The sequence below is a fragment of the Gelidibacter pelagius genome, from assembly GCF_017581925.1.
Taxonomy (GTDB): Bacteria; Bacteroidota; Bacteroidia; order Flavobacteriales; family Flavobacteriaceae; genus Gelidibacter; species Gelidibacter pelagius.
Window position 1 is genome coordinate 1 of sequence record NZ_JAGEVG010000003.1, and the last position, 12,954, is coordinate 12,954.

General features: G+C 38.8%; 8 protein-coding genes. 6 read left to right on the forward strand and 2 right to left on the reverse strand.

Annotation, left to right across the window (positions count from 1 at the left end; translation table 11 throughout):
• Positions 1–694: 694 nt before the first annotated feature.
• A complete protein-coding gene (gene rimO, locus J4051_RS03210; RefSeq protein ID WP_208232383.1) occupies positions 695–2,002 on the forward strand; it encodes a 30S ribosomal protein S12 methylthiotransferase RimO in 1,308 nt (435 codons plus the stop codon).
• 91 nt (positions 2,003–2,093) lie between these two features.
• On the opposite strand, the gene mgtE is transcribed toward rimO, so the two are convergent.
• Positions 2,094–3,434: a magnesium transporter gene (gene mgtE, locus J4051_RS03215; protein ID WP_208232385.1), complete on the reverse strand. Its 1,341-nt coding sequence runs from the start codon at positions 3,432–3,434 to the stop codon at positions 2,094–2,096.
• A 304-nt stretch (positions 3,435–3,738) separates the two neighbouring features.
• Between mgtE and J4051_RS19180 the strand changes: the two genes are divergently transcribed.
• The 5 genes from J4051_RS19180 to J4051_RS03240 all read left to right on the forward strand — a co-directional run bounded on the left by J4051_RS19180 (position 3,739) and on the right by J4051_RS03240 (position 11,468).
• Positions 3,739–4,425, forward strand: a complete 687-nt coding sequence (locus tag J4051_RS19180) for a response regulator transcription factor (protein ID WP_208232387.1) — start codon at positions 3,739–3,741, stop codon at positions 4,423–4,425.
• Complete coding sequence (locus J4051_RS03225) at positions 4,425–5,801, forward strand: HAMP domain-containing sensor histidine kinase (RefSeq protein WP_208232389.1); 1,377 nt, start codon at positions 4,425–4,427, stop codon at positions 5,799–5,801. Before J4051_RS19180 ends, J4051_RS03225 begins: the two co-directional genes overlap by 1 nt.
• Positions 5,802–5,882: 81 nt before the next feature.
• Entirely contained in the window at positions 5,883–7,235 is a 1,353-nt protein-coding gene (locus J4051_RS03230) for a TolC family protein (protein WP_208232391.1), read from the forward strand.
• A gap of 24 nt (positions 7,236–7,259) precedes the next feature.
• Complete coding sequence (locus J4051_RS03235; RefSeq protein ID WP_208232393.1) at positions 7,260–8,369, forward strand: efflux RND transporter periplasmic adaptor subunit; 1,110 nt, start codon at positions 7,260–7,262, stop codon at positions 8,367–8,369.
• 9 nt (positions 8,370–8,378) lie between these two features.
• Positions 8,379–11,468 carry an efflux RND transporter permease subunit gene (locus J4051_RS03240; protein WP_208232395.1) on the forward strand — a complete coding sequence of 1,030 codons (3,090 nt, stop codon included), beginning with the start codon at positions 8,379–8,381 and terminating at the stop codon, positions 11,466–11,468.
• 150 nt (positions 11,469–11,618) lie between these two features.
• Here the strand turns inward: J4051_RS03240 and J4051_RS03245 are convergent, their stop codons facing one another.
• Entirely contained in the window at positions 11,619–12,929 is a 1,311-nt protein-coding gene (locus J4051_RS03245) for a carboxypeptidase-like regulatory domain-containing protein (protein WP_208232397.1), read from the reverse strand.
• Positions 12,930–12,954: the final 25 nt, after the last annotated feature.

Sequence of the window (12,954 nt, forward strand, 5' to 3'; positions counted from 1 at the left end):
GTTTTAAAGCGAGGAATTAGGAATAAAAAAGAATCGTTATAAGCATTGAGCTTGTGCAATTTAAAAACCACCTCGTCTTCTGCTTCTTTACTGAAGCAGAAGCCACTCCTCCTTAAAAAATGGGGGGAATTTGGTATGTTACTAATTTTTAACTGTAGACAAAGAACAAAATTAACCCAGAAACAGGAAGTTGAATAGGAAATTGTATAAAAATGAAGTTAAGTTCACAGCACTATTTTTCAATCATACATGGTCCAATTAATTCCTTCCCTTTCAAAGGGAAGGTGGCTTCATCCCGCGGATACGGGATGAAGACGGAAGGGTTTGTTCTCATGCGACAATTGGGTAATAAAGTAGAACAGGTATAAGCATTGAATTAGTGCAAGTTAAAAACCACCTCGTCTTCTGCTTCTTTACTGAAGCAGAAGCCACTCCTCCTTAAAAAGGAGGAGAAGTTGTAATGTTGCTAAGTGTTTTCAAGGTTTCAAGCAGTCAAATCATTATCATCGTGCATTCTGCGAAAATCTGCACTACCTGCCCGACCAGCAGGGCGGGTCTGCGGGAGAAAAAAAATCCAAATTCAAGATTCAAGGTGCAATAGATCATCTTAAGTCCATAGTGCAATTATCAATCGTAAATCGTAATTCTTAAATCGTTTTCATTACGTATCTTTGCACACTTAATTTTTTTGAATATGAGAACGAAATCGCTTAAAAAGAACCGCATAAACGTCGTGACCTTAGGTTGTAGTAAGAATGTTTATGACAGCGAAGTCCTTATGGGACAACTAAAAGCGAGCGGTAAAGATGTCGTGCATGAAGAGGAAGGCAATATTGTGGTGATCAATACTTGTGGCTTTATCAATAATGCAAAAGAAGAAAGCATCAATACCATTCTTGAATTTATGCAAAAAAAGGAAGATGGTGAAGTCGATAAGGTTTTTGTGACCGGTTGCTTGAGTGAACGATATAAACCAGATTTACAAAAGGAAATTCCGAATGTGGATCAATATTTTGGAACTACGGAACTCCCGGGTCTACTGAAAGCATTAGGTGCCGATTATAAGCACGAACTTATTGGTGAGCGTTTAACGACAACCCCAAAAAACTATGCCTATCTAAAAATTGCCGAAGGTTGCGACAGACCTTGTAGTTTTTGTGCTATTCCAATTATGCGTGGTAAACACAGATCGACGCCAATTGAAGACATCGTTGTTGAAGCTGAAAAATTGGCGGCCAAAGGTGTGAAGGAATTAATCTTGATTGCACAGGATTTAACCTATTATGGTCTCGATTTATATAAAAAACGTAACCTTGCCGAATTACTTGAAGCCCTTGTGAAAGTAGAAGGTGTGGAGTGGATCCGTTTGCATTATGCATTTCCAACGGGATTCCCAATGGACGTGCTTGATGTAATGAAACGCGAGCCAAAAATCTGTAACTACCTCGATATTCCGCTGCAGCACATTTCCGATAACATTCTTAAAAGTATGCGTCGTGGAACAACCAAAGAAAAAACGACAAAGCTGCTGAAAGAGTTTAGAAATAAAGTTCCAGAAATGACGATTAGAACCACCTTAATTGTAGGTTATCCAGGAGAAACAGAGGAGAATTTTCAGGAATTGAAACAATGGGTTACCGATATGCGTTTTGAACGTTTGGGCTGTTTCACCTATAGCCATGAAGAAAACACACATGCTTATAATTTGGAAGATGATGTACCGCAAGAGATCAAGCAAGATCGTGCCAACCAGATTATGGAAATCCAATCTCAGATTTCTTGGGAATTGAACCAAGCCAAAATAGGCCAAGAATTTAAAGTAGTCATAGATCGCAAAGAAGGCAATTACTTTGTAGGCCGAACAGAGTTTGATTCTCCAGACGTCGACAACGAAGTCCGTATTGATGCCACTAAGAATTATTTAAAAACTGGGGAGTATGCCATGGTTACAATTACGGAAGCAGAAGATTTTGATCTTTATGGAGACGTGGTGACATCTTAAAAGTAAAGCATCTATTGACTGCTAAAATTAAACCAAATCTTTATTTGAATGTCTTTCATTGATAAAGATTTGGTTTTTTTATTTCGATTTATCAAAACCCAAAATATCGTGCTGCGATAGAGAAATAAATCAGCACCCCACAAATATCAGATAGTGAGGTGACCAATGGTGCACTTGCCGTGGCCGGATCTATGTTTAGTTTAGTAAATATAAAAGGTAATAACATGCCTATTAGACTTCCAAGCATGACGTTTATGACCATCGCTATGCAGACTACAATAATCACTTCTGGTGCCCTAAAACTCGCTACGGCAGCAACACTGGCCGCCATAGTCAATCCAAGTAAGAAAGAAACCATGAGTTCCCTGCCAATTAATTTGTACCAATCGGAGATTTGGATTTCGCCCAAGGCCAAGTAGCGAATCATCAGTGTGGCCGATTGTGATCCGGCATTACCACCACTATCAATCAATAGAGGTAAAAAGAACACCAAGGCAACCACTTGTTGGATCACATCTTCAAAACTCGCTAAAGCCGCTCCGGAAAACACATTCATAAAGACTAAAAGAACAAGCCAAACTATCCTGTTTTTATATAAAATAAAAATACGCTCCTTTAAAGGGTTTTTACTCACATTTTGAATCGATCCGAATTTATGGAAATCTTCAGTGGATTCTTCCTCTATAACATCTAAAATGTCATCAAAAGTAACAATTCCTAAAAGCACACCTTCTTTATTTAAAACGGGCATTGCTTCCCGATCATAATCTTTAAAAACCTGAATGGCCGCTTCTTGATCATCCAAAGCATTCAAGAACACAAACCGATGATCGAGCAGCTCTGAAACATGTTGTTCAGGACTGGCCAAGATGAGATCTTTGATAGAGATGTCGTCAATTAACCGCCACTCATGATCTATGATATAAATAACGTTTAGAGTTTCAGAATCCTGTCCAAACTGCCTTATATGTTCAAAAGCTTTGGCAACTGTAATATCCGCTTTTATGGCTACGAATTCAGGCGTCATCAAACGTCCAATACTATCTTTTGGATAGCTTAAAAGTTTAACGGTAATTGCTCGTTCTTCGGGAGACAACATTTGAATGAAACTTTGGGCAATATCTTCCGGTAAATCTTCAAAAAATGAAGTTCTATCATCGGGCTCAATGTCATTCAGTAATCTTGATAGTTTTTGGGAATTCTCAGACAATCCCTCAATGACTTCCTCCTGATCAGACTGCGGAAGCATTTTGAAGACGTTCTTGGCCTGTTCTCTGGATAACAATCTGAATAAAATGATCTTATCGTTTTTAGAGAAGTTTTCAACCATCAATGACAAGTCCAAAGCATCCATGTCCTGCAAGGAACGCTTTAATTCACGCCATTTTTTATTCTTTATTAAATCGAGAAAATGTGGTTTGGTAACTTCCATATTCGAAAATTTTATATCATCAAAATTTATAAAAACTATGTTTTTTTAAAACCATTTGTAGGATTTAAAGTGCAAATGTAAGTCTTATTTTTTGCTTTAAAGCGCAAGGTTTTGTCGCTATTACTGATTTTCCTGATGAGATCCTACCGTCATAAAATAATTTGTATAGACAGCGCTATTCTGGACCTCATAAAGAAATAATTTATATTGGATTTTCCTTATTTGTTGTGTTTGTGTGTAGACACATGATTGCGAAATCAATTTTATATTACTTAATTTTGGATGTTCAAAAAAAATCGTTCGGGTGAAAAAAATACTTATCATAGAAGATGATCCAGAGCTGAATAGAAATATAAAAGATGCGCTTTTGGCAGAAAATATGCAGGTCGAAACCGTTTATGACGGATTGTTGGCTGAGAGAATTCTAAATAAATCGCATTTCGACTGTATCTTGTTGGATATTAATTTACCCGGTAAAAGCGGTTTCGATTTGGCAAAAGAGTTTAGGACCCATAATATGGCAACGCCCATTTTAATGATTTCAGCCTTTTCTGAATTGGAAGATAAAGTGCACGGTTATGAAATGGGAGCCGACGATTATATTACCAAACCTTTTTATATGCGTGAACTGATTTTAAAGATCAATTCACTTATAAAACGCAGTCAAAACAATTCCGTTGATCGTCAAGGAAATGGGATTATTATTGCTGGGGATCTTCAGGTGAATACACGATTGAAAAAAGTAAGCAGACAGGAAACGGAAATTTCGTTAACTCCAAGAGAATATCAAATCCTACTCAAATTGTTGGAATCTAAAGGTGAAATTGTCTCTAAACAACGGTTGATCCAAGAGATTTGGGGGAAGTCTTTTGATGCCAACACCAATACCATAGAGGTCTATATCAATTTTTTACGAAAGAAAATCGATCGTCCGTTTGATAAGGAATCCATTAAAACTAAGATCGGTTATGGTTATTATTTCGAGGACTGATGAGTATTAGAAGAAAAATTCTGTTGTATTTTTCAGCAACAATCATCAGTTTGTTGGGCATGACCCTGTTTTTTATCTACACGCTTTTCTATGAATATCGTGAGGAGGAATTTCAACAGAAACAAAAGCAGAAAATCACCTCCACCATTAAATTTTTAACTGAAATTAGACAAGCGGACGAATCCATTATCCAAGCGATGGATCGGATCAGCATCAACGAGTTTTACGATGAAAAACTCCTGATTTTCGACCATTCAAAAACCTTGATTTATTCCAGTATTGACGATTTACAGATTCCTCAGGAAGAGGTCAACAACATCCTGAAAGTGCTGACCATCGTCAACCCATGGTTAGAAGCAAAAGACGATTTGTATGACGTGGTAGGTGTCTATGTGAAATATAACAACAATACTTACTACGGCATCAATAAAGCTTTTGACGAATCGGGTTATTCAAAATTGGATTTTTTACGATACGTATTGCTGATTACCTTTTTGGGCATTTCGTTAGTGGTGGTTTTAATAGCCTATTACCTGTCCCGGATTATCGCAGAACCCATCGTAGATATCACCAAAAAAATCACCAATTATAATTTTGATACGCTTTATATTCCTATTGAAGTCAAGCGTTCAGAAAATGAAATTGTGGTTTTGGCAGAGCAATTCAACAAGTTGATGAAACGGATGAAAGAGGCCGTATCCTTTCAAAAACACGCCATTAATCATATTTCACATGAGTTAAAAACACCTATCGCTGTTTTGGTCTCCAATTTTGAACGTATGGAAAACGAAACGGATTTGGAGGTTTTGAAGTCGCAGATCAACCGTCAGAAGGAAGACACCAAAAACCTCAGTGAAATTATTAACCTCTTGTTGGAACTCTCAAAAACCGATGCCGGGCATAGCATTCCAAAAACAAACATTCGGGTGGATGAGTTGATTTTTGATACTATGGATGAGCTTTCACAATTATATCCAGAATTTGAATTTTCAGTGGATTATATCGGGCAAACGGACAATGAAAGCTTATTGACCATACAAGGTTCTGCACGTTTATTGAAAGCGGCATTTATGAATCTGATGCTAAATTCCATTCATTACAGTTCTAATAAAGAAGGCAGCATTCATATTATTACTGATGAAAAACAGCTTCAATTGGATTTTATTAATGAAGGCCCTGTCATTACTGAAGACGAACAGAAATACCTCTTTCAACACTTTTTTAGAGGAGAAAATAGCAAAGGCAAGTCGGGTTTTGGGCTAGGGCTTGTTTTTATATCTAAAATTATTTCACAGCACCAGGGGCAAATCTCTTACTATACGGACAATGAAAACTTAAATACCTTTTCGTTGATCTTCCCATTATATGGTGGCTAATGCTACATGATTAATGCATTCTTAAGCTAAACTTTATCCATTTTAAGGTCTTTTTAAGCTTGTTTTGGAGTCTTTTGCACCATGAAATTGAAGGACAAAATTATTGGTGGTAAAGAGATGCAGGATGCTGCACAATTCTTTTCGAAAATTGCCGTCGTGCTTTTAATAGGTTTTAGTTCAAGTGTTTTTGCTCAATCACAGCAAAAAGACACGTTAAAACTTAATCGACAGCACTATGAAGAACTTTTCTTAAAGCAAAACCTACTACTGCTTGCTGAGACCTACAAAATAAATCAGGCAGAAGCGATGGTGGCACAGGCAAAACTTTGGCCCAATCCAAGTTTGACCGTTGAAGAAATTAATCTGTGGGCCACCAATAAGCAATTGTCTTATTTGGATGAACCATTGCCTCAGGTTTTTGGGAGTGTTGCCCAAAACACACAGTTTGCAGTGCAGCTGGAGCAGCAAATTATCACCGCCGGAAAGCGTAGAAAATTGATGGAGGTTGAGAAAGTTGGCGTTAAAGTTGCCGAACAGGAATTTGAAGAATTGCTTCGAAATCTGAAATACGAGTTTAGAAATACACTCACCGAGTTACAGTATTTGCAGCTTTACACTGAAATTTTTTTCAAGCAACGTGATTTGATCCAGAAATTACTAAAGGCCTATAAACGACAACTTGAGAGCGATCATATTAGCAAAGGGGAATATATGCGACTTCAAAGCTTGCAATTGGAACTTTCAAAAGAAATCAATGAACTTTCCAAAGCCAAAAACGAAACGGAGAAGGAATTAAAAGTGCTTTTGAGCATTACTGGGCCGGTAAGTTTACTTGTGCATGAAGATGATTTTACGCCTGACCTCCAAAGACTTCAAGATCTTGATGTTTTAAATCTTCAACAAGATTTTTTTACGTATAGACCTGATGTGAAATTGGCCGAATTGGAAAATGAGCATTTCAAAAGTTTACTTAACTATGAAAAATCGCAGGCCATTCCCGATATCAATTTGAATGCCTCTTACGATCGTGGAGGCGGGGTGTGGCCGAGTTTCTTCGGATTCGGGTTATCTATAGACTTACCTGTTTTCAACAGGAATCAAGGTGCGATTGCTTATGCACAAATGGGAATTGAAAATACCAGTATTCTTTCCAGCGACATCCGGTTAAGAGCGCAGGCCGAATTTGATCAGAATTACAAGGATTTTAGAGCTGCCTTAGCGTTTTATGAAAGCATAGAAGCCCATTTTGAAACCGATTTAGATGAAATCTTCGAAAGTTATTCCAAGAATTTCTTGAGCCGTAATATCAACCTATTGCAATATTTGGATTTTCAGGAGGCTTATCTGGAAAATAAAAGAATCATCCTCGAATCAAAGAAAGAAATCCATTTGCAATTGGAAACGCTCCAATATACCATCGGAAAAGAAATTTAAATACCATTTATTCAATTATAAAAAATGTACAACACCAATTTATACCGTCTGACGCTTTTTGCTTTTTTGCTTCTGCTTATCAGTGGTTGCGCAAAAAATAAAAATGAACATATCATTCATAAAGAGACCACTACGTTTTGTCTCAATGATTTTATGAAAGATGATATTGTTAAAGTGGCTGTAGAAAAAAGAACCATTACAGAATCCATTATACTGAACGCTCAAGTAGAGGCAAACCCGGACAAGCTGGTTCACTTTGTGAGTTTGGTGAGTGGTGTCGTGACCAAAACCTATTTTTCCTCAGGTGATAAAGTTAAAAAAGGACAGTTGCTTTTGGAAATGATGAGCAGTGAACTCAGTAGTTTGACCTCACAAAAATCAAGTCTGAAATCCCAAATCCTTGTCGCTCAACGCGAATTGGAATCGGTTCAGGAAATGCATCACGATAAGATCGCCTCCCAAAGAGATTTGATTGAGGCACAAAGTAGTTTGGATGTACTGAGAGCGGAACTTCAAAACATTAACGCGCAACTTAATTTATATAGTGCGAGTGCGGAGCGCGGTGTGTTCCAGGTGAGAGCGTCCTCTTCGGGCACCATTATCAGTAAAAATGTGGCAGCAGGCATGCAGGTTTCGGCAGAAGGCGATCCGCTTTTTACAATTTCCGATTTGAATGAAGTTTGGATCATGGCCAATATTTACGCTGGAAATATTCCGTATGTAAAACAAGGCATGCCAGTAGAAATAAAAGCTTTGCCTTATGCCGAGGAGGTGTTTATAGGAGAAATAAATGTGGTATCACAAGTGTTTGATTCCAATGAACGTGTTCTAAAAGCACGTATCGTGATGGATAATAAAGATGGCAAACTCATGCCTGGAATGCTGGTGGATGTCACGGTTGAAAAGGAAGACGGTCTGATGGCTAATGCCGCTCCAGTAGATGCGTTGATTTTTGACGATAACCAACATTTCCTGGTTCTGTATAAATCCGATTGCGATATCGAAGTCCGAAAGGTGACGCCGACCATACAAAACGCCAACACGGTTTATTTTGAAAATAACATTAAAGAGGGCGAACAAATTATCACAAAAAATCACCTTTTGATTTACAACCACTTAAAAGCGTTAAAATAAGCCTTATCCATGAAGAAATTTGTCCAAGGTATCGTTGGGTTTTCCTTAAAAAACTCCACCATTGTATTTTTTCTAACAGGATTGTTGTTGGTGGCGGGGATTGTAAATTACATCAAAATTCCTATTGAAGCTTTTCCAGATGTCACCAATACCAGAGCGCGAATCATTACGCAATGGCCCGGTAGAAGTGCCGAAGAAGTAGAAAAATTTATTACACTTCCTGTTTCTAAGGAAATGAATACCATTCCGAAAAAAGCTGAAGTACGCTCCACATCCTTGTTCGGACTTTCGGTGGTGACCGTTCTTTTTGATGATGATGTTGAGGATTTTTATGCCCAACAATACGCTTCCAATAGACTTCAAGGTTTGGCATTGCCAGAAGGAAGTGACGCACAAATAGAACCTCCTTCTGGGGCTACCGGTGAAATTTTTAGATATGTGGTGAAGAGTGATTTGCAAATAAAGGAAATTACTGCCATTCATGATTGGGTTATTGAACGTGAACTCTTATCTGTTCCCGGCGTTGCGGATGTAGCGAGTTTTGGAGGCGAAGAAAAGATTTATGAGATCCAGATCAATCCCAGCGAATTAAAAAATTATGACCTTTCGCCCTTGGATGTTTACGAAGCGGTTTCTAAAAGTAATATCAATGTTGGTGGTGATGTGATTCAGCGTGGCGATCAGGCCTATGCAGTCCGTGGCGTTGGTTTGTTGGAAAGTGTTGAAGATATTGAAAACATCTTGATTACGGTAAACGGTTCTACGCCAGTTTTGGTAAAACACGTGGCCGAAGTTATTATTGCCGCCAAACCCAGATTGGGCCAAGTGGGACTGGATGAAGATGATGATCTTGTTCAGGGGATCGTGATCATGTTGCGAGGTGAAAATCCTGCCGACGTTATTGAAGGTTTAAAAACACGAATCAACGAACTAAACACACGGATTCTTCCAAAAAATGTGGAGATCGTCCCTTTTATCGACCGTTCAGAATTGGTTGAAACCACGGTTAGTACCGTAACGACCAACTTAATTGAAGGGGTGATTTTGGTATCGTTGATCGTATTCATCTTTCTTTATAACTGGAGAACAACGCTGATTGTTGCGTCGGTAATTCCGCTATCGTTCTTGTTCGCTATTATCATGTTGCGAATCCAAGGCCTGCCAGCCAATTTAATATCCATGGGCGCGCTCGATTTTGGATTGCTTCTGGAAGGCACTTTGGTCATTGTGGAACAGGTTTTTGTGTCCCTCCAAATTAAATCCCGTCTTATGGGAAGAGATAAGTTTGCGAAAGTCTCTAAGTTGGGGATTATTAAAAAAAGCGTGGGCAAGGTCTCAACACCCATCTTTTTCGCCTTGTTTATTCTCATCGTTGCCCTCATGCCTATATTTTCCTTCCAGAAAGTGGAAGGGAAGATGTTCTCGCCCTTGGCATACACTTTAGGCTATGCGCTTTTAGGCTCGCTTATTTTAAGTTTGACTTATGTGCCAGCCATGTGTAAAGTACTATTGAATAAAGGGGTTAATGATAAAGAAAGCATTGTGTCAAAGTTTTTTAACGTGCAATTTTTTAAACTTTATAAATTTACCGATAAACACGGAAGAGCAACCTTATATGCGTTTGTGGGTTTATTGGTGATATGTGCTGTAAAGTTCAGTTATTACGGCACCGAATTCTTACCAAAATTAAATGAAGGCGCCATCTACGTCCGTGCAACTTTGCCAGTGAGCATTCACCTTGACGAATCGGTGAAGTTGGCACAGGAGATGAAAGAAAAAATAAGACAACACGATGAGATTAAATTTGTGTTGACCCAAACGGGACGTCCCAATGATGGCACCGATCCTACCGGGTTTTTCAATATCGAATTTCATATTGAGTTAAAACCTGAAGGCGAATGGGAACGCGACATTTCAAAAGACGATTTAATGGCAGAAATACGAGATGATCTGGAAACCTATCCGGGGATCAATTTCGGATTTAGCCAGCCTATTCAAGACAACGTCGAAGAATATGTGGCGGGCGTAAAAAGTTCGTTGGTGGTGAAGATTTTTGGGGATGATCTCTTCGAATTGGAAGGGAAAGCCCATGAAGTTGCTGATGCCATCCGAGATATTGAAGGCATTACGGATTTAAATGTGTATGAAAATATCGGTCAACCCGAATTGCGGATTCAATTGCATGACAACAAGATGGCAAAATATGGCGTCACCATGTCCGATGCCCAATCGGTGGTAGCCATGGCCATTGGAGGTCAGGCGGCAACTACTTTTTATGAAGGTGAACGGATGTTTGATATCCGCATTAGATATCAAAAACAACATCGTGAATCGGCGGAGGCCATTGGTAATATTCTGGTGCCGGTTTATGATGGCCATCACGTACCATTAAAGGAAATAGCGACCATTGATTTCCATACAGGTCCTGCGTTTATCTATCGGGAAGGAAATAGCCGTTATATCGGGGTTGGTTTTAGTATTGAAGGACGTGACCTGGGAAGTACCATTGCCGAAGCACGGAAAAAAGTGGAGGCAGAAGTTGAAATTCCATCGTACAACAAAGTGGAATGGGCGGGGGAGTTTGAAAGTAAAGAGCGTGCCAGTAAGCAATTAATGGTGGTCGTGCCTATTTCATTATTGTTGATTCTTTTCTTGTTGTACATGAATTTTGGTAATGTCAAAGACACTGTTATCGCTGCGCTTACTCTGCCTTTCGCCTTTGTCGGCGGTTTGATTTCCTTATGGGTTACGGGAACGGTTTTTGGTATTTCGGCTGGCATTGGTTTTATTATCCTCTTTGGAGTATCAACGATTAACGGACTGATTTTAATCACCGTTATTCATGAGAAATTGCAGGAGCGCCACAAATTAAGAGAGGCGATTGCTTTGGGAGTCAAAGAAAAAATACGACCTATTGTGATGATTGGTTTAATGGGTGCCATGGGCTTATTGCCAGCTGCGCTTTCCAATGGCATGGGATCTGAAATTCAAAAACCCTTGGCGATTATGATTGTGGGTGGTATTTTAATTTGTACACTACTTTCCTTGACGGTGTTGCCTCAGTTGTTCTATTTGGCGTATAGAAAGTCTAAGGAATAGGTGATTTTAGAGGATAGAAAATAGAGGGTAGAGGGTAGTTGTCAGTCTTCAGATGGCAGTCCTCAGTTAGCGGTGATCAATTGGTGGTAGGTTGTAATTTGGGAGTCGCGCGCGTCATCGGTCATCAGGCATCGGTCACTGGCCACCCATTTACTCATTTTCTTTTCTTCTCTCCATCTGTTTGTTGATTTTTTCGATGGCCGATTCAATGGATTTCTCGGGTTCAATAATGTTGTACTCACCCCAAAACTCCGGATCAGAAAAACCCGAAGCTTCATCACTTAGAATGACTGTTGGTCGCAATGTTTCTTTTCGTGTGAAGGAATCGTCCAAGGCCTTGGTCCAATCGGTTATGGCCATTTCGCTGTTCAAGGTGTAAACGTTGTTAAATAATCGGCCTTTCCAGTTCACTTTAAAGGTGAGTTGGAGATTGCTGTAACCATAGTGCCATTTTCCGTTCTGAGTCCTATAATCCACCCGATAGGCTGCTTCTGTGGGATAAACAGTAACTCTATTAGGTTTCTTCTTAACGAACATTTTTGCTGCCATCTCCCGATTTTCAACATCCAAATTGTAGATAGCGCTAACCAGTGAAAAAGTTTCGGCATCAATATATAGTTTTCCGTAATGCATCGGTATAACAATGTTCTCATGGGGCTTGAATTTCACCACATATACACTACGGTTATTGATTTCAGTAGATTTATCAAAAGAAAACTCGTAGTTGCTGAAATCGTTTTCAGAAAATATATACTGCGGATATTTGATCACATCCGCATAAAGCGCACTAAACGGACCTCCTTCTAACTTTAGGGCCAAAGTATCCAACCGACTATAGTCGGTGCTTTTTCGAGCTTTGACAAGTTTGATTTTATCTGATTTGGACGAGGAGTAAGGTTCTCTGTAAATTTCTACTATCGCTTCGGATAAGGAAGCGTTACGACGTCTTTTTTTAATGGTTTCCCTGTAAAAAGCGGTCATTACAGTTTCCTCGTTAATAAAATGTTCACTTTTTTTGTTCAATGCTGCTCTTACTAAAGTGATGGCATCTTTTGGAACATTTATTTTTATTTCTGAAAGCTGCGTTGCAGATTCTTCTAGTAAAATTTGAATGTTTTCCCCATTTAAATTAGAAAGCGGAACTGTTTTGACCTGATATCCCAAAAAAGAGATTCTGATGGAACTATCGACCATGGTGTTTGGTACCTTTAATAAAAACTCACCATCAGAATTGGTCACTGTGCTGATATTGGTTCCATCAACGGTTAAAGTGGCAAAGGATAAAGGAGCCTTGGATTTGCCATCAATAACAGTCCCTTTGAATTCAGAGAATGTTTGTACTATGTCTTGCTCCTGGAATAAGGTGGATGCAAAAATAGTCGTTCCACCAAAAACAATTAATAAGACACATAACAAATGGTTTTTATAATCGAGGAAAACGCAATTGAATTTAGTTTTCATAACCTGTTAGTTTTTGTTATTAAAA